Origin of the sequence: Pantoea sp. Cy-639 (assembly GCF_011752525.1) — a bacterium.
Taxonomy (GTDB): Bacteria; Pseudomonadota; Gammaproteobacteria; order Pseudomonadales; family Pseudomonadaceae; genus Aquipseudomonas.
Map to the genome: position 1 here is coordinate 108,281 of NZ_VWXI01000009.1, position 17,652 is coordinate 125,932.

General features: G+C 64.1%; 14 protein-coding genes. 9 read left to right on the plus strand and 5 right to left on the minus strand.

The annotated features are described in order from the left end of the window. Positions 1–3 precede the first annotated feature (3 nt). Entirely contained in the window at positions 4–1,974 is a 1,971-nt protein-coding gene (locus F3J43_RS13160) for a sigma-54-dependent Fis family transcriptional regulator (RefSeq protein WP_166886772.1), read from the minus strand. Positions 1,975–2,237: 263 nt separating this feature from the next. Between F3J43_RS13160 and exaC the strand changes: the two genes are divergently transcribed. From exaC to F3J43_RS13205, 9 genes are all read left to right on the plus strand, one after another. Next, positions 2,238–3,758, plus strand: coding sequence for an acetaldehyde dehydrogenase ExaC (gene exaC / locus F3J43_RS13165; RefSeq protein ID WP_166886776.1), 1,521 nt, complete (start codon positions 2,238–2,240; stop codon positions 3,756–3,758). A 181-nt stretch (positions 3,759–3,939) separates the two neighbouring features. Continuing rightward, positions 3,940–5,388 carry an ethanolamine permease gene (gene eat, locus F3J43_RS13170; protein ID WP_166886779.1) on the plus strand — a complete coding sequence of 483 codons (1,449 nt, stop codon included), beginning with the start codon at positions 3,940–3,942 and terminating at the stop codon, positions 5,386–5,388. 49 nt (positions 5,389–5,437) lie between these two features. Further along, positions 5,438–6,832 (plus strand): ethanolamine ammonia-lyase subunit EutB, encoded by a 1,395-nt coding sequence (locus F3J43_RS13175; RefSeq protein ID WP_166886782.1) that lies wholly within the window; start codon positions 5,438–5,440, stop codon positions 6,830–6,832. A gap of 8 nt (positions 6,833–6,840) precedes the next feature. Continuing rightward, complete coding sequence (eutC, locus tag F3J43_RS13180) at positions 6,841–7,659, plus strand: ethanolamine ammonia-lyase subunit EutC (protein WP_166886785.1); 819 nt, start codon at positions 6,841–6,843, stop codon at positions 7,657–7,659. Between the two features lie 106 nt (positions 7,660–7,765). Continuing rightward, entirely contained in the window at positions 7,766–8,224 is a 459-nt protein-coding gene (locus F3J43_RS13185) for a GNAT family N-acetyltransferase (RefSeq protein WP_166886788.1), read from the plus strand. Between the two features lie 273 nt (positions 8,225–8,497). Continuing rightward, positions 8,498–9,151, plus strand: a complete 654-nt coding sequence (locus tag F3J43_RS13190; RefSeq protein WP_205297837.1) for a DedA family protein — start codon at positions 8,498–8,500, stop codon at positions 9,149–9,151. A 7-nt stretch (positions 9,152–9,158) separates the two neighbouring features. Continuing rightward, on the plus strand, positions 9,159–9,974 hold the full coding sequence (locus tag F3J43_RS13195; RefSeq protein ID WP_166886794.1) for a M90 family metallopeptidase: 816 nt from the start codon (positions 9,159–9,161) through the stop codon (positions 9,972–9,974). A gap of 92 nt (positions 9,975–10,066) precedes the next feature. After that, the gene (gene ppa / locus F3J43_RS13200) at positions 10,067–10,594 is read left to right on the plus strand and encodes an inorganic diphosphatase (RefSeq protein WP_166886797.1); all 528 of its coding nucleotides are present in this window, start codon (positions 10,067–10,069) and stop codon (positions 10,592–10,594) included. 157 nt (positions 10,595–10,751) lie between these two features. Continuing rightward, positions 10,752–11,450 (plus strand): LexA family transcriptional regulator, encoded by a 699-nt coding sequence (locus tag F3J43_RS13205; protein ID WP_166886799.1) that lies wholly within the window; start codon positions 10,752–10,754, stop codon positions 11,448–11,450. Positions 11,451–11,696: 246 nt separating this feature from the next. Here the strand turns inward: F3J43_RS13205 and F3J43_RS13210 are convergent, their stop codons facing one another. The 4 genes from F3J43_RS13210 to F3J43_RS13225 are packed head-to-tail and all read right to left on the minus strand — an operon-like array spanning position 11,697 to position 17,463. Further along, positions 11,697–12,611 carry a GNAT family N-acetyltransferase gene (locus F3J43_RS13210; RefSeq protein ID WP_166886802.1) on the minus strand — a complete coding sequence of 305 codons (915 nt, stop codon included), beginning with the start codon at positions 12,609–12,611 and terminating at the stop codon, positions 11,697–11,699. Continuing rightward, positions 12,608–13,900 carry a phenylacetate--CoA ligase family protein gene (locus F3J43_RS13215; RefSeq protein ID WP_166886805.1) on the minus strand — a complete coding sequence of 431 codons (1,293 nt, stop codon included), beginning with the start codon at positions 13,898–13,900 and terminating at the stop codon, positions 12,608–12,610. The genes F3J43_RS13210 and F3J43_RS13215 overlap by 4 nt, the downstream gene beginning before the upstream one ends. Before the next feature lie 13 nt (positions 13,901–13,913). Continuing rightward, positions 13,914–16,337 carry an acyl-CoA reductase gene (locus F3J43_RS13220; protein ID WP_166886808.1) on the minus strand — a complete coding sequence of 808 codons (2,424 nt, stop codon included), beginning with the start codon at positions 16,335–16,337 and terminating at the stop codon, positions 13,914–13,916. 1 nt (position 16,338) lies between these two features. Beyond that, complete coding sequence (locus tag F3J43_RS13225) at positions 16,339–17,463, minus strand: LuxE/PaaK family acyltransferase (protein WP_166886811.1); 1,125 nt, start codon at positions 17,461–17,463, stop codon at positions 16,339–16,341. Between the last annotated feature and the right edge of the window lie 189 nt (positions 17,464–17,652).

Sequence of the window (17,652 nt, forward strand, 5' to 3'; positions counted from 1 at the left end):
TGCTCAGCCCCCCCTGGCGATGCCGTGTTTGCGCAGTTTTCGATACAAGGTATTGCGGCTGATGCCCAGGTGCTCGGCGACGTGGGTCATGTGCCAGTGATTTGCCTCCAGGACTTCCCGCAATGCCTGCCCCTCGGCCTGCAGGAGCGGCCTTGTGTCGCCAAAGGGCTGCACAGCAGCCCCGGCTATATCGATATCAGCGTGAGGATCCTGGGGCCGCTGCGTGCCCCTTTCCCGACACAAGGCCGTTCCTGCCGGGCTAGCGCCATTGCGGACGATTGCCGGCAGGTCCGCAAGTTCGACAAGCGAGCCCTCGCACAGCGCCACCAAGGTCCGCAACACATTGCGCATCTGCCGTACGTTCCCCGGCCAGGCGAACTCCAGCAGCGCCTGACGCGCCTCAGGCACCAGCCGAACCACCTGCCCCTGCGCCTCCTGTTGCAACAGGAAGTCCAGCAGCGGCTCCTTGTCACTGCGTTCACGCACCGCCGGCAGCGCCACTTCCAGCCCGTTCAGCCGGTAATACAGGTCTTCGCGGAAACTCCCCTGCGCCACCCGCTCCAACAAGTCCCGGTGGGTCGCACTGACGATCCGCACATCCACCGCCTGCGGCTCGCCGCCGATCGGCACCACCTGGCGCTCTTCCAGCACCCGCAGCAAACGGGTCTGCAAGGCCAGCGGCATGTCGCCGATCTCATCCAGCAGCAAGGTCCCGCCATCGGCCTGCAGCAGCTTGCCGCGCATGCCTTCCTTGCGCGCGCCGGTGAAACTGCCGCCGCGGTAGCCGAACAGTTCGCTCTCGATCAGGCTCTCCGGTATCGAGGCGCAGTTGATCGCCACGAACGGCTTGTCGCGACGCGTACTGGCCTGATGCACCGCCTGGGCGAAGGCCTCCTTGCCACAGCCGGTCTCTCCCCGCAGCAACAACGGAACATCGCGCTCGAACACGCGCACAGCTCGGTGAAAGTCCTGCTGCAGCGCCGGGTCGAGCAGGCAGATCGGCGGCGCGTCGGCACACAGGGCCGGTACCGACCATACCGGCGCCCGGGCCTGGCCGCGCAGGCTGGCGAACATCTGCCGTCCGTCGCGGGTCTGCAGCGGCCAGGCCGTGCTGCCTTGCGGCGTGGCCCGGGCGAACAGCTCGTCATGGCCGCAGGCGAAGAACATCTCCAGCGGCTTGCCCAGCACGCCGCCGCGAATGCTGCCGAGCAGGTTCAGCGCGCTCTGGTTGGCCCCGCAGATCCGTCCATCGCCGTCGAATGCCAGCAGGCCTTCGCTGAACAAGCCGACCGACTCGAGCTGCAGGTGGAAGCGCAACAGCCACTGCTGTTCGAAATGCCGCAGGAAGTAGCAGCTTTCGATCATCTTCGCCGAGAGATTGACCAGCGCCATGGTGTGGAACTGGCTCTGGCGCGAGACATCCGCACGCGCCGAAGAGACGTCGAGCACCGCCAGCAGCTCGCCATGGGGGTCGAACACCGGGCTGGCCGAACAGGTCAGCCCGGTATGCCGACCACTGAAGTGTTCGTCCTGGTGAATGGTCAGGGCCTGGCGCTCGACCAGGCAGGTACCGATGCCGTTGGTGCCCTCGCGGGCCTCGCTCCAGTCGGCGCCCAGCCACAGCCCGGCGCGCTCGAAGATGGGGCGTTCGCTGGGCGCCGTCACGCAACTGAGGATCACCCCGCGGGCATCGGTCAGCAGCACCGCATGGCCGGCGCCGGACAATTGCTGGTGCAGGCTGTTCATCTCGTGGTCGGCGATCTGCAACACCTGGCGCAAGCGCTCGCGGCTCTCCAGCAGGCGGCCGTGCTCGAGCACCACCGGTGCCTGGGCCCGTGCCGGGTCCAGGTGATGGTCCTGCAGGCAGCGCAGCCAGGAACGGGCGATGGAGGGATCGCTGCCAGGCCCGCTGGCCTGGCCACGGGCCACGGTGAGCACTTGCTGGGCGTGGCGGCTGAAAGACGTGCTCTGCATTTGTTGTTGTGCTCCGCAGATAGAGTCTCGCCAGCATCCTCCAGGCGCGGACGCATTGCAATTGCTGCTGACCGTCGGGTCACCCGTGTGTCGCAAACGGAACAAACTGTCACTCGCAACGCGCCAGTCTTGGCACAACCTGCGCGCCAATACACCCGGCCATTGGGCCAAGTCATTGATTGACAAGACACTCCAGGCACTGGCCCGACCTTTGCTCTACGCTTGGAAACTCCGCAACAATCACAACGACCAGGAGACACCCCATGCGTTACGCACATCCCGGCACCGAAGGCGCGAAGGTTTCCTTCAAGACCCGCTACGGCAACTACATCGGTGGTGAGTTCGTGCCTCCGGTAAAGGGTGAGTACTTCACCAACACCTCGCCGGTGAACGGCCAGCCGATCGCCGAGTTCCCCCGTTCCACCGCCGAGGACATCGACAAGGCCCTCGATGCGGCCCACGCCGCCGCCGATGCCTGGGGCCGTACCTCGGTGCAGGATCGCTCCAACGTGCTACTGAAGATCGCCGACCGTATCGAGCAGAACCTCGAGCTCCTGGCCATCACCGAAACCTGGGACAACGGCAAGCCGATCCGCGAGACCCTCAACGCCGACATCCCCCTGGCCGTCGACCACTTCCGCTACTTCGCCGGCTGCATCCGCGCCCAGGAAGGCGGCGCCGCCGAGATCAACGAGAACACCGTGGCCTACCACATCCACGAGCCGCTGGGCGTGGTCGGACAGATCATTCCGTGGAACTTCCCGATCCTGATGGCCGCCTGGAAACTCGCCCCGGCCCTGGCCGCCGGCAACTGCGTGGTGCTCAAGCCGGCCGAGCAGACCCCGTTGGGCATCACCGTGCTGCTGGAACTGATCGGCGACCTGCTGCCCAAGGGCGTGCTCAACGTAGTCCAGGGCTTCGGTCGCGAAGCCGGTGAAGCACTGGCCACCAGCAAGCGTATCGCCAAGATCGCCTTCACCGGCTCCACCCCGGTCGGCGCGCACATCATGAAATGCGCGGCCGAGAGCATCATCCCCTCCACCGTCGAGCTGGGCGGCAAGTCGCCGAACGTCTACTTCGAAGACATCATGCAGGCGGAGCCGGCGTTCATCGACAAGGCCGCCGAGGGCATGGTCCTGGCGTTCTTCAACCAGGGCGAAGTGTGCACCTGCCCTTCCCGCGCCCTGGTGCAGGAGTCGATCTACCCGCAGTTCATGGAAGTGGTGATGAAGAAGGTGCTGCAGATCAAGCGCGGCGACCCGCTGGACACCGATACCATGGTCGGCGCCCAGGCCTCGGAGCAGCAGTTCGAGAAAATCCAGTCCTACCTCAAGATCGCCCAGGAGGAAGGCGCCGAGTTGCTGACCGGCGGCAAGGTCGAGCAACTCGCGGGCTCGCTGGCCACCGGCTATTACATCCAGCCGACCCTGCTCAAGGGCAACAACAAGATGCGCGTGTTCCAGGAAGAAATCTTCGGCCCGGTGGTCAGCGTCACCACCTTCAAGGACGAAGCCGAGGCCCTGGCCATCGCCAACGACACCGAGTTCGGCCTCGGCGCCGGTGTCTGGACCCGCGACATCAACCGCGCCTACCGCATGGGCCGTGGCATCAAGGCCGGCCGCGTATGGACCAACTGCTACCACCTGTACCCGGCGCATGCCGCGTTCGGTGGCTACAAGAAGTCCGGCGTCGGCCGCGAGACCCACAAGATGATGCTCGACCACTACCAGCAGACCAAGAACCTGCTGGTGAGCTATGACATCAACCCGCTGGGCTTCTTCTAAGCCAGCACCATTGCGGGGCAAGCCTGCTCCCACATAGCCTGGGAGCGGGCTTGCCCCGCAATGAGGCCCCCTCGAACCAGCGCGGTTCGCGTGCACGAACCGCCTGGCCCGCTTTCTGCAAAACGAATCACCAGTGGCCGGCATCCCACCCGGCAACCTAAGAAAAACAACAGGTGAACTTATGCCAAGCGATCACTCTGCCGGCGCGCCGGCCAGCTCCTCTGTCGACTTCGAAAAGGTCGGCTCGGACTACTTCCAGCAACGTGAACTGAAAAAAGGTGCCGCCGGCTGGATCCTGCTGGTAGGCCTGGGCGTGGCCTACGTGATTTCCGGCGACTATGCCGGCTGGAACTTCGGCCTGGCCCAGGGCGGCTGGGGCGGGATGTTCCTCGCCACGCTGCTGATGGCCACCATGTACCTGTGCATGTGCTTCTCGCTTGCCGAACTGTCGTCGATGATCCCCACCGCAGGCGGCGGCTACGGCTTTGCTCGCAGCGCCTTCGGGCCCTGGGGCGGTTTTCTGACCGGTACGGCGATCCTCATCGAGTACGCCATCGCCCCGGCGGCCATCGCCACTTTCATCGGCGCCTATTGCCAGTCACTGTTCGGCATCGGCGGCTGGATGATCTACCTGGCGTTCTACGTGGTGTTCATCGGCATCCACATCTTCGGCGTGGGTGAAGCGCTGAAACTGATGTTCATCATCACCGCCATCGCGGCCATCGCCCTGGCCGTGTTCCTGGTGTCCATGGTGCCCCATTTCGATGCAGCCAACCTGTTCGACATCGCCAAGACGGACGCTGCGGGCGCCAGCAGCTTCCTGCCGTTCGGCTACGTTGGCGTATGGGCGGCGATTCCCTATGCCATCTGGTTCTTCCTCGCCGTCGAAGGCGTGCCGCTGGCCGCCGAAGAAACCAAGAATCCCAAGCGGGACCTGCCACGCGGCCTGATCGGGGCAATGCTGGTATTGCTGGCCTTCGCCCTGCTGATCCTGGTGGTCGGCCCCGGCGGCGCCGGCTCCGAAGCCCTCAAGGCCTCGGGCAACCCACTGGTCGAGGCGCTGGCCAAGGCCTACGGCGGCTCGACCTGGATGGGCGGTTTCGTCAACCTGGTGGGGCTGGCCGGCCTGATTGCCAGCTTCTTCTCGATCATCTATGCCTATTCGCGGCAGATCTTCGCCCTTTCGCGCGCCGGCTACCTGCCGCGCAAGCTGTCGGAAACCAACCGGAGCAAGGCCCCGGTGCTGGCCCTGGTGATCCCCGGGATCATCGGCTTCGCCCTGTCGCTGACCGGCCAGGGCGACCTGCTGATCCTGGTGGCGGTGTTCGGCGCCACGCTGTCCTACGTGTTGATGATGGCCGCGCATATCACCCTGCGCATTCGCCGGCCGAAGATGGAGCGCCCCTACCGCACACCCGGCGGCATCTTCACCTCCGGCCTGGCCCTGGTGCTGGCCTGCATCGCCGTGGTCGCCGGCTTCCTGGTCGATCCTCGCGTGGTGATTGGCGCCGCCGTGATCTATGCGGTATTAATTGCCTACTTTGCTTTCTACAGCCGTCACCACCTGGTGGCCGGGACGCCGGAAGAGGAATTCGCCGCGATCCAGAAGGCCGAAGAGGCCCTGCACTGATCGCCGACTTACGCCGCAGGCCAGCCCTGCGGCGCTCTGGAGATTCTGTATGGCAAGTTTCGTACACACGGTAGGCAACCAGCTCTACCGCTTCGACAGCCTCAAAGAGGTGATGGCCAAGGCCAGCCCGGCACGCTCCGGCGACTACCTGGCCGGGGTCGCCGCCAGCAACGACGGCGAGCGGGTCGCCGCGCAGATGGCCCTGGCCAATATCCCGCTCAAGCACTTCCTCAGCGAAGCGCTGATCCCCTATGAACAGGACGAAGTCACCCGGCTGATCATCGACAGCCACGACCCGCAGGCCTTCGCCCCGGTCAGCCACCTGACCGTCGGCGGCCTGCGCGACTGGCTGCTGGGCGAGCAGGCCGACGAACACAGCCTGCGCGCCCTGGCGCCAGGCCTGACCCCGGAGATGGCCGCCGCAGTGTCGAAGATCATGCGCGTGCAGGACCTGGTGCTGGTGGCGCAGAAGATCCGCGTGATCACGGCCTTTCGCGGCACCATGGGCCTGCGCGGCCGACTGTCCACCCGCCTGCAGCCCAACCATCCCACCGACGAGCCGGCCGGTATCGCCGCCAGCATCCTCGATGGCCTGCTGTACGGCAACGGCGACGCCATGATCGGCATCAACCCGGCCACCGACAGCATCGCCTCGATCTGCGCCCTGCTGGAGATGCTCGATGCCATCATCCAGCGCTATGACATCCCTACCCAGTCGTGCGTGCTGACCCATGTCACCACCTCGATCGAAGCGATCAACCGCGGCGTACCACTGGACCTGGTGTTCCAGTCCATCGCCGGTACCGAGGCGGCCAACGCCAGCTTCGGCATCAACCTCAACGTGCTGCGGGAAGGTTACGAGGCCGGCCTGTCGCTCAAGCGCGGGACCGTCGGGCAAAACCTGATGTACTTCGAGACCGGCCAGGGCAGCGCACTGTCGGCCAACGCCCACCACGGCGTCGACCAGCAGACCTGCGAGACCCGCGCCTATGCAGTGGCCCGGCACTTCAAGCCATTCCTGGTCAACACCGTGGTCGGTTTCATCGGCCCGGAATATCTGTACAACGGCAAGCAGATCATCCGTGCCGGGCTCGAGGACCACTTCTGCGGCAAACTGCTCGGCGTGCCGATGGGCTGCGACATCTGCTACACCAACCACGCCGAGGCCGACCAGGACGACATGGACACCCTGCTGACCCTGCTGGGGGTGGCCGGGATCAACTTCATCATGGGCATTCCTGGCTCCGACGACATCATGCTCAACTACCAGACCACCTCGTTCCACGACGCGCTCTATGCCCGCCAGACCCTGGGGCTGAAGCCCGGGCCGGAATTCGAGGCCTGGCTGGAGCGTACCGGTATCTTCACCCAGGCCGACGGTCGCATCCGCTTCGGCGAAAACCTGCCGCCGGCCTTCCGCCAGGCCTTGCGCCAGTTGGCCTAGAGGTGACCATGGAACGACATGCCCCAACCCCGGAAAATCCCTGGCTGGCACTGCGCAACCTGACCCCCGCACGCATCGCCCTGGGCCGCGTCGGCACCAGCCTGCCGACCGCGGCCCAGCTGGACTTCCAGTACGCCCACGCCCAGGCCCGCGACGCCGTGCACCTGGCCTTCGACCATGTCGGCCTGCGCCAGCAGCTCGGCGAGCGTGGCCACGACAGCCTGCTGCTGCACAGCGCCGCCAGCGATCGTCATCAATACCTGCAACGCCCCGACCTGGGCCGGCGCCTGCACGAGGATTCGGCCGAACATCTGCGCCAGCACGCCCAGGCCAATCCCGGCGGGGTCGACCTGGCCATCGTCGTCGCCGACGGTCTCTCGGCGCTGGCCGTCCACCGTCATACCCTGCCCTTCCTCGCCCGCTTCGAGGAGCAGGCTGCCACCGATGGCTGGAGCCGAGCCCCGGTGGTACTGGTGGAGCAGGGCCGGGTGGCAGTGGCCGACGAGGTCGGTGAACTGCTTGGCGCACGCATGACCGTGATACTGATCGGCGAACGCCCTGGCCTGAGCTCGCCCGACAGCCTCGGCCTGTACTTCACCTACGCGCCACGAGTCGGCCTGACCGACGCCTACCGCAACTGCATCTCCAATGTGCGCCTTGAAGGCCTGAGCTACGGCATGGCCGCCCATCGACTGCTGTACCTGATGCGCGAAGCCTGCCGACGCCAGCTGTCCGGCGTGAACCTGAAGGACGAAGCGGAGGTCCATAGTCTCGACAGTGAAAGCTCCGACAACAAAGGCGGAAACTTCCTGCTCGGAGAAGGGTAAGAAACATGTCATGGAAGGCGGATTGCGCTTCTAGCCTGCATTAGGCAGCATGCAGTAGCCGCTGCAGGCAATCCGCCGTATCCCCAATGGACTCAGAGGCCCGCACATGCGCATCATCAAGGCAACCCTGGAGCACCTCGACCTGCTCACTCCGCTGTTCGTGAAGTACCGCGAGTTCTATGGGCAGTTGCCTTATCCGGACAGCTCGCGGAGTTTTCTGGAAAAGCGCCTCAAGCGTGCCGAATCGGTGATCTACCTGGCGCTGCCGGATGACGGCGACGACCGCCTGCTGGGCTTCTGCCAGCTTTATCCAAGCTTCTCGTCGCTGTCGCTCAAGCGTGTGTGGATCCTCAACGACATCTACGTGGCCGAAGACTCGCGGCGGATGCTGGTGGCCGACCACCTGATGCGCGAGGCCAAGAAGATGGCCAAGGCCTCCAATGCCGTGCGCATGCGCGTGTCCACCAGCAGCGACAACGAGGTGGCGCGCAAGACCTACGAGTCCATGGGCTTTCGCAAGGATACCGAGTTCGAGAACTACATCCTGCCGATCTCCCAGGACTGACCTGCGAAGGCGCTGCCGCAAGCCTGACGCAGGGAGCAGCGCCGTGGGAGCGAGTCCTGCGATCGCAAGGCAGTTTCATCGCGGGGCAAGCGCGCTCCCACAAGGTGTGAGCCCACTGGTAACCCGCCGCTACAAACTCCCCGGGCACTTTCCGGACTTCACCGTATAATGCCTGCCGGTCATGTGTGAAAAGTTACCCGCACTCCGGTGTACCTAGCCGCCATGCCGCCGTCCGTCACCGCGCGCCCGTAGAAGCGGGTCAAGAACACAGGTATGTACATGGATTTCAACCCGCTGGACCTTATCCTGCACCTCGATGCCTACCTCGACCTGCTGGTCACCAACTATGGCCCCTGGATCTACGCGATCCTGTTCGCCGTGATCTTCTGCGAGACCGGCCTGGTGGTGATGCCGTTCCTGCCGGGTGATTCGCTGCTGTTCATCGCCGGCGCCGTGGCTGCCGGTGGCGGCATGGACCCGGTCCTGCTCGCCGGCCTGCTGATGGCCGCGGCGATCCTCGGCGACAGCACCAACTACATCATCGGCCGCACCGCCGGCGAACGGTTGTTCCGCAATCCCAACTCGAAGATCTTCCGCCGCGACTACCTGCAGCGCACCCACGAGTTCTACGAGCGCCACGGCGGCAAGACCGTCACCATGGCCCGTTTCCTGCCGATCCTGCGCACCTTCGCGCCGTTCGTCGCCGGCATCGCGCACATGCACTACCCACGCTTCCTGGCCTTCAGCGTCGCCGGCACGCTGCTGTGGGTTGGCGGCCTGGTGACCCTGGGCTACTTCTTCGGCAACGTGCCATTCATCAAGCAACACCTGTCGCTGATGGTGGTGGGCATCATCTTCCTGTCGCTGGTGCCGATGATTCTCGGCCTGCTGCGTGGCCGCATGAGCCGCTCGGCCAAGGCCCACTGACCCGCCGATGTGGTCGTTCAGCGCCTGGCGGCGCCGGCGCACGCTGGCCCGCTATCCCGTCGAGGCGACATTGTGGCAGGCGATCCGCGATCGCCTGCCGATGCTCGACGGCATCAGCGCCGAAGAAGATCGCTGGCTGCGCGAGGCCAGCGTGCTGTTCCTCAATGACAAGCACCTGACCACCCTGCCCGGTGTCGAGCTGGACGATGAACAGCGCCTGTTCCTCGCGGCCCAGGCCCAGCTGCCGTTGCTGCACCTGGGCGAGCTGAACTGGTACCAGGGGTTCCACGAGATCATCCTCTACCCCGACGACTTCAAGAGCCCCCAGCGCCACCGCGACAGCAGCGGCGTGGAGCATGTCTGGGACGCCGAGCACAGCGGCGAAGCCTGGCTCCAGGGGCCGATCATCCTGGCTTGGCCCGGGGTCCTGGCCAGCGGTGGCTGGGAGGCCTACAACCTGGTGATCCATGAGCTGGCGCACAAGCTCGACATGCTCAACGGCGACGCCAACGGCCTGCCGCCGCTGCACAATGGCATGCACGTAGAGGCATGGGCTGCGGCCATGCAGCAGGCCTACGAGGACATGAATCGCCAGCTCGATGCCAACCCTGACGCCGAGACCGCCATCGACCCCTACGCAGCGGAAAACCCGGCGGAGTTCTTTGCCGTGACCAGCGAATATTTCTTCAGCGCTCCCGACTTGCTGGCACAGGCCTACCCACAGGTCTACCAGCAACTGGCGCTGTTCTACCGCCAGGATCCACTGGCCCGTCTCGCTCGGCTGCAGGCCGAGCACCCGGATTACCGCGAAAGCCACGCCTGAGGCCCCGCACATCAGGCCGGGCGTGGCATGCACTGTGGGAATGTGCCTATAATCCCCGCCACTTTTTTGATCAAACACGGGGGCATTGCCCAATGAGCTACAGCAAGATTCCGGCTGGCAAAGACCTGCCGAACGACATCTACGTCGCCATCGAAATCCCGGCCAACCACGCGCCGATCAAGTACGAAATCGACAAGGACAGCGACACCCTGTTCGTCGACCGCTTCATGGCCACCCCGATGTTCTACCCGGCCAACTACGGCTACATCCCCAACACCCTGGCCGACGACGGTGATCCGCTGGACGTGCTGGTCGTGACCCCGTACCCGGTCGCTCCAGGCTCGGTGATCCGCGCCCGTCCGGTCGGCGTCCTGCACATGGACGACGAGAGCGGTGGCGACGCCAAGGTCCTGGCTGTTCCGCACGACAAGCTGAGCCAGCTGTACGTCGACATCAAGGAATACACCGATCTGCCAGCCCTGCTGCTGGAACAGATCAAGCACTTCTTCGAGAACTACAAGGATCTCGAAAAGGGCAAGTGGGTCAAGATCAAGGGCTGGGAAGGCGCCGATGCCGCCCGTGCCGAGATCACCAAGTCGGTTGCCGCCTACAAGGGCTGAGACCGATACGAAAAAGCCCCGCAATGCGGGGCTTTTTTTCATCAGCGCAATTTCCTACTAAAACTTAAGAATTGCTTGCGAAGTTGAGTTTTTCCTACAGATAGCATCCACATCAGGTTTATTTCCTCACACTTTTCATGGCGATAGACTCGCCGCCATGAACAATTCCGGTGACCGCCTCAAAGCCCTCCTCTTGGAGTGCGACCTGACCCCTTCCGACTTTGCCGCCCAGCAACGTGTCACGCCCCAGCACGTCAACAACTGGTTCAAGCGCGGCGTGCCCCATCCCCGGCTCGACGAGATCGCCGACCTGTTCTGCGTTCAGCGCCGCTGGCTACGTACCGGCAAAGGCTGCAAGCACCTCGACCCTCTCAAGCCGGTACGCGCGCAACCGCAGCACAAGTCCCCCCAAGCGGCCTTGCTGGTGCCCGACGACGATAGCGTGCAATTACCCTTGCATCACATTCACCAGGGGTTGCTGCAACCCTTGGCAGGCCCAGGCCAGGCAATCCCCAGGCAGGCACTGCAAGCCTTGAGCGTGGACCCACAGCACGCCATCTGCCTGGACATGCCAGCCAGCAATCTGCAGCCGCTGTTGCCGCCGGGCACATTGCTGGCCATCGATCGCAGCTTCACCCAAGTGGTCGAGGGCGAATACTACGCCCTGCTGCACAATGGCCGGCTGCGGGTGCACCAACTCACCCTGGGCCATGGCGGCATCCTGTGCCTGCACAGCCACGACCGCTTCAATCACCCCACCGAGCGCTACAGCGCGGCCCAGCGCCGTACACAACATCTGGACATCCTCGGTTGGGTGTTCTGGTGGTCATGCCTGCGCCCAGCCCGTCCAGGCTGAAACACCTCGCACCATTTTTTGCTGGGCATCACTGACGAGCCCTAGTATGCTACGCGGCACATCACGCCCCTGATGGCGCAAGCCGCATTCCAGAGGGCCTGGCGACGTCTCACACAGCCGTACGCCATCTTTTTCAGGCCATGTTGCCAACCGTTTAAGGCGGTTGCGGTTTATCAAAAATAAGCCAAGACCGTCCCCAAGAAGCCGGCCACAAGCCGGCTTTTTAATGCCCGCCATTCTCGATACTCAGCACGCTTCGGCGTGGAGCGCCTGTTGCTTCACGCTGGCAAGCAACGCACGCGCAGTCGGGCTGTGAAGCTGCAGCGAGCGGCCGGAAAAACCGCGCTGCAGCAACCAGTACCAGTGCCGCCCTGGCCCCAGGGCAAGCCCCATGTCGGCATAACCTGCCTGATGAAGCACCGACAACGCCATTGCCAGATTGGCATCCATCCTCACCCAGACGTGGGTCATCCGGGTAGACGACAATCGCGAGGCTTCGATGAGCGAGAAGTGGTTTGCACACTCGATGATCAGGTCCAGGCGATCATCCTGGACCGTAATTTTCGTCAGTGCCGCACGATCCCCGGCAGCGCCGGCCGAAACCGCTCCGAATTGCTCGATCAGCGGAGCGAGCCACGACGGCTGGTCGCCTGGCATGCCCGTCAGTGGCAGAGGTAACGCCTGTAAAGGCAGCACACCGAGAATGGCGGTTTCCCGCGCTGGATGGCAGATCGGCGAATCGACGTAATCGAGCAGCAGCCCCGTGGCCTGGAACCCCAGTGCAGCCCCCAGTCGCTGTGTCCACACGTGGCTGGCGACCATCTTGATCGTCAACACAGCCAGGTGCTGACGACGGGCCAGGTCACACAAATGCCGGCCCATGCGGGTGGCGACGCCCTGTCCCCTCGCCTGGGGATCGACGACGATCATCGCCAGCTCGGCACGACGGTCATCCTCCGAGGAGCGCCACAGCAGGGCATGCCCGACAATATGACCTCCCAGCAACGCGACCACGGATTGCCAGCGCCGCGTCCGGTTGTGGTGATAGATGACGGAGGGCAGATAGATCTCCGGGTAGAAATAGTCTTCGCCATAGACCCTGTTGAACAACGCACTGACCTGCGCCGCGTCACACTCCTCTAACCCACGGACGAACATCATCGTGCAGCCTCCTCGAGAAGGGCCTGGTAGTCTCGTCTGTCGACAACACGCAGCAACTTGCCAGTTCGCTGATTCGTCACCAGCTCCAAGGGTTGGCACCAACTGACCGATACAACCAGCGCCCCTTTCTCCATGAGCTCGACCACCGCAGCGTCCCCTGCTTTCAGAGACTGCAGCAATGCCTCGGCGCACCCGCCGTCGCCCGGGTGGGCAATACGAAGCACGATGAAGTCGGTGCCGTTCTTCCTGTCGATCACCAGTTGCCACTGGCATTGTCCCAGGCACTCCTCGATAGCCACCGCCAGTTCGTCCGGGAAGAGCGTTGCATAACCGACCCTCACCCGGTAACCGAGGCTGCTGCGCCCTGCGAGCGTGAACTTGCGGCTAGCGCTCCCTGGTGCTTCGGACCATTGCGCCAGGTCACCGACGGGGTAGCGAATGACGGGCATCAAGGAGCGCGTCAGGTTGGTCACCAGTAACAGGCCGGTACGGTTGGCCTCGTGGATTGGCTCGCCCGACACCTCATCGACAATCTCGACGAGGGTGTCGGGCTCGAAGACACGATGCTCACCCGGTGCACAGTCGACCGTGCTGGCGCCAATCAGGCCCGCGTCCACGCTGGCACAGCCGATCGATACCACGTTGGCGTTGGGCAGCACCGCCTTGAACAACGCGCGTTGTTCGGCAAACACACTTTCCCCGCCATACAGGACGGTCCTGACCCCTGGCAGCTGGATGCCGTTCTGTTCGAGACTGGCGATGGCGTGCAGGAGTTTTCCGGGTACGCCCGCCAGAACGTTGATCCCGTGCTGCCCGACCTGCGCCGCCAGCGCCTGCGGATCGACCGCCCCGGTGAAGGGGAACACGCAGATCGGTACCAGAGTCTTGGCCAGCGCCCCTTGAATGAACAGGAAGCTGGCGTACAAGTCACCCGCGAAGAACAGGTTGGCCACGCGATCCCCAGGCTCGAGCCAGGCGCAGAGACTGCGCCCGAACGTCGTGACGAACCGATCCCACTCCGCCTGGGTGTAGACCGAGTGCTTGGCCGCGCCAGTCGTGCCACCGGTCTTGTAGACGATCGCGTCCGTTACCGGCCCCGTCAGAACAGGCCAGCCTTCGAGCACCGCCCCGCCTGCCCAATACTGGTGGGGGTCGACCATCGGCAGGTCGGTCAGTGTCCAGCCCGCTTTCGGGAGGTCCCGATACAGCCGGGCGTAGTAAGGGGAATGAGCGCGGGCATGATCGACGAGCCATGCCAGTGCGAGCGGGCATTTGCTGTGGTAATCCATATTGCTGCCTCCTCTACAGGCACCGTGGCTCAGTGCGTTTGTCGATGAGCAACGGCGTCTTCCCAGTCCGCGGATGGTTCTCGAAGTGCTGTTGCGCCCGTTGGTACACCTCCAGCTCCAGCAGCCCAAGCGTCAAAGCCTTGTTCAACTCGGCATCGACACACACCCTGGCCCTGACCACGTCGGGCTCTGCCTCCGCCAACAGGCGAATACGCTCAATGCCATTTTCCGGGTTGTGCTCCAGGTGCAGTTGCACCGGGGCCCCGGCCAACGCGGCCAGTTCTTGTGGCTGGATGAACAGCGAACCAATGCGCACCCGCGCACCATGACGTCCCAACAGCTCGAACCGTGGCTCCGCCACGCCGCATGGGCACTGGCCACTCACCCAGCGCCCCAAGTCGCCGATGTCGTAGCGGGTGACGCCCTGCCCTTCCCGGGCCTTCGAGGTGAACAGCAGGCGCCCCGCCTCACCCGGGGCAACCGGCTCATCGCGCTCAGGGTCGACGATCTCCAGCCATTGGGTATCGCCCATCAGGTGGAAGACCCCATCCGGGCTGGATGCGCAGGTGTAGCCCAGGGGGCCGGCATCGACGGAGCCATAGAGCGCGGAACGGATGGCCTCGACGCCAAAGCCCTGGATGAACGAGTGCTGTGCCGGAGCAAGGTGTTCACCGCCCAGCAGTACCTTGCGGATCCCGCCATAGGCACGCAACGTTGCGGCCTCGCGCAAGAACAGTTGATGCACCGTGGTCGGCATGCCGATCACAGTGTCGATACGTTCAGAGACGATGAGCTGGGCTATCTCGTGGTAATCGTCATCTTGGGGTCCGGCCATCGGATAGTGCCGGGCTCCCAGCTTGTCCAGGACCGTGAAGAAACTGAGCAGGCCGCCATACAGATTGCCGCCATACAGGAGGTTGATGACCCGATCCCTGTCAGGCTCCAGGCCAGCGGCAAACAACCCGTCGGCCGCCGCCTGCATCTGCCGGTGATAATCACGATAGGAATAGCCGGCAAGCTGTGGTGCTCCCGTGGTACCGCCCGTGCGGAAGAACAGCTGGGCGCGCGTATTGATCGAACCGTCCAAGAATGCGCTGCGGCTCATGATCGGCTGCCCCTCCATGCCAGCAGGTTCCTCACCACGGGCGTCCAAGGTCGCCTGCCGGGGCAAGCTGCCCTGCGCCAGGCTCACGGACACCCGGCGCGCAAACATGCTCAGGGCATACACGCCATCGTGAGGTTCACCGCTGTAGCCGTCGTGCATCGTCTGCACTGACGCGACCCGGTCGACGCCTGCGGCCAGCAGCAACTGGCTGAGGTGGGCAAATTCGTGGGCAGCGCAGACCAGGCCGCAGGTCTGCAACCGGGTGCGCCAAGGACGCAGGGCGTGCATCACTGCCTGGCGCGGCAGCGGCCGTAGCAGGATGGTGCGAAACAGCGGCGAAGGCTCGAGTGCCATCGCCTGCTCAAGCACAATTTGCCAGCCCTGGCCTTTCCAGACCTGGCCTCTGGTATCGGCGAACGCGTGATCCAGCTCGGCCAATGCGAGCTTGGTGGTGACCTGCGCGGCTTCCTGCACACTGGGCGACAGCGCAGGCCACTGCGCATGACGGCGCTGCATCGCGGCGGCCAGTTGCCCACCCAACTCGCGCAACGTGTCTGCATCGTCGCTGTCGACGAACACCACCTGCGGGCTGGAACATGCCTGCTGGTCCAGACGGCAAACTTCGTCGGCCAGCGCATCGAGCGCAGACTCATCGACAACCTCCGGCACCAGCCAGGCAAAACTGACCTTGTGCCCCCAGGGAATCCATAGGCAACCGTCAGGCAGTTGGTCGCGAATGGCCTTCAATGCCGCGCTTCCCCCCCAGGCCGAAACACCATCGGCATAGTGCATCAACCTCGCGAGCTCGGCCTTGGCCACCGGCAACACCGCCACATGGTTGGCCAGTTCGCCGGATCGATCGCATTGCAGGAACGCCTGCAGCAACCGGGTGTTCAAGCCCTGGTCGCACACGCTGGGGCGCAGCCAGTTGACATTGCCCACCAGCAAGCTTTCCAGCACGGCAAAGAATGGCAGCAGCGGCGCGTTGCCTGGGGTGACATGCAGGATGAGACCCAGCGGCCGCCAGCTCTCGAAGCGGGGGGCCCGATAATCGCGACGGCGTAGGGAGAATGGATTGACGCCCAGTTCGTTTTCCAGCTTGGCGCGCAGAGTATCAGGCTGGCAGAACGCCCGAAGCTGCTCACGCAAAGCAGGGTCGAGCTCAGCCAGGAACGCTCCGTCCAGCAGTTTCTCGGCAAACCGACCGGCGCAAGCCAGCACGGTGTCGATCCCACAGGGATGGCTCAGCGTATGCGCCAGTTTGCCCGTCAACCGTAGCAGTGCCTGGTCCAACGTCAGCTCCGCCTGGTACTGCCCTTGAATGAGGTACATATCAGTTCTCCCTTATCAGTTCAGAGGCGGCCAATGCACAGCTGCGGCTCTTGCCGGTACCCGCCCGCCCAAGAATCTCGAACCAGTCGGTGGCAATGCCGCAGCCACACTCGTCACCGCGATGCAGCACCGCCAGGTCACTCATCACGATGCTGTGGGCGGGGCTGGAGGTGATGTACGGCGATACGAACTGGATCAGCCCCGGCTGCCCGTAACCCTGCAAGGCGAACGTCCCGGTGTGGCGGGTGTAGGCGCGGGAATAGGTGGGCACGTGGTGGCGGTGGTTCTCGCACTCGACGTAGGGCACGCAGTGCTCGACGGAGCCGTAACCGTCGCGGCAGCGCGAGGTCGGTATGCCCAATTGCTCGTTCATCCGCGCATACAACTGGGCCTTGGGGATCTGCTGGTCGGCATGGGTTTTCCAGCCACCGCCGAACATGGCCAGCGATTCGGCGGCAAACTCCAGCGGCGCAATCTTCATTTCACGCATTCGTTCGAGGACGAACCACATGAACGCCGGGAAGCCCTGGATGCGCAGAGGCGCATCATCCTGCGCGAACCGCTGCAATGCCTCGATGACACCAAAGGGGTCGAACTCTGTTTGCCGGCCGTTGTGACGCAGGGCATAGAAGACCTGTCTGGCCGGCGCGTACTTGCACAGGAAATCGTCGGTATAAGCGGTGCCAAGCGCGCTGTGCCCGACGGGCTCGTAGCCCAGCATCAGGTAGTTGCACGGCACCTGCGGCGTATCCCAGCCATACCGCCGGTAGATCCGGTCGACCATGCCTTGCGCGGCACCGAGGCTGCGCGCGTCATAGCGCATTCGGCTTTTCTGGCCCGTAGTGCCTGACGAGGTCAGCTCCAGGGCATCCAGCCCTGTCTCGCTGAGCAGCAGGTGCTTCTTCAGGTAGTTGGCGAATATCGGCGGCAGCTGCCCCCAAGTCTCGATACTCGAGGCAGAAGGATCGAACTGCTGTTGGCGCAACCACTCGGAATAGCCCGGTGAGTGCTGCTGGTGGTAAGCCGTGATTTCGCGCATCGCGGCATCAAACAGATGATCGGCGTGCTCGCCGACCAGGTAAGGATCATCAAGCGCACACAGTACTTCAACGTGTACAAGATTCATCGATCGAGCTCCGAGCCATGAACGGAGAAACAACCGTGGTCAGCCCGCAAGCAGGTACTGGGAATGCCCGGCACCGTTGTGCTGCGACACGGTTGAAACATCGGGATGCGCCTGAAGCCCCGTTGACTGCTAGCGGTTCATCCAGGCGGTCCGAGCGTTGCCGCGGAGCACTCTATGTAGATGCGTAGT

Excerpts from the sequence above, each read along its gene's own strand:
- F3J43_RS13160 (WP_166886772.1), bottom strand. The coding sequence starts at position 1,974 with ATGCAGAGCACGTCTTTCAGCCGCCACGCCCAGCAAGTGCTCACCGTG.
- exaC (WP_166886776.1), top strand. The coding sequence starts at position 2,238 with ATGCGTTACGCACATCCCGGCACCGAAGGCGCGAAGGTTTCCTTCAAG.
- eat (WP_166886779.1), top strand. The coding sequence starts at position 3,940 with ATGCCAAGCGATCACTCTGCCGGCGCGCCGGCCAGCTCCTCTGTCGAC.
- F3J43_RS13175 (WP_166886782.1), top strand. The coding sequence starts at position 5,438 with ATGGCAAGTTTCGTACACACGGTAGGCAACCAGCTCTACCGCTTCGAC.
- eutC (WP_166886785.1), top strand. The coding sequence starts at position 6,841 with ATGGAACGACATGCCCCAACCCCGGAAAATCCCTGGCTGGCACTGCGC.
- F3J43_RS13185 (WP_166886788.1), top strand. The coding sequence starts at position 7,766 with ATGCGCATCATCAAGGCAACCCTGGAGCACCTCGACCTGCTCACTCCG.
- F3J43_RS13190 (WP_205297837.1), top strand. The coding sequence starts at position 8,498 with ATGTACATGGATTTCAACCCGCTGGACCTTATCCTGCACCTCGATGCC.
- F3J43_RS13195 (WP_166886794.1), top strand. The coding sequence starts at position 9,159 with ATGTGGTCGTTCAGCGCCTGGCGGCGCCGGCGCACGCTGGCCCGCTAT.
- ppa (WP_166886797.1), top strand. The coding sequence starts at position 10,067 with ATGAGCTACAGCAAGATTCCGGCTGGCAAAGACCTGCCGAACGACATC.
- F3J43_RS13205 (WP_166886799.1), top strand. The coding sequence starts at position 10,752 with ATGAACAATTCCGGTGACCGCCTCAAAGCCCTCCTCTTGGAGTGCGAC.
- F3J43_RS13210 (WP_166886802.1), bottom strand. The coding sequence starts at position 12,611 with ATGATGTTCGTCCGTGGGTTAGAGGAGTGTGACGCGGCGCAGGTCAGT.
- F3J43_RS13215 (WP_166886805.1), bottom strand. The coding sequence starts at position 13,900 with ATGGATTACCACAGCAAATGCCCGCTCGCACTGGCATGGCTCGTCGAT.
- F3J43_RS13220 (WP_166886808.1), bottom strand. The coding sequence starts at position 16,337 with ATGTACCTCATTCAAGGGCAGTACCAGGCGGAGCTGACGTTGGACCAG.
- F3J43_RS13225 (WP_166886811.1), bottom strand. The coding sequence starts at position 17,463 with ATGAATCTTGTACACGTTGAAGTACTGTGTGCGCTTGATGATCCTTAC.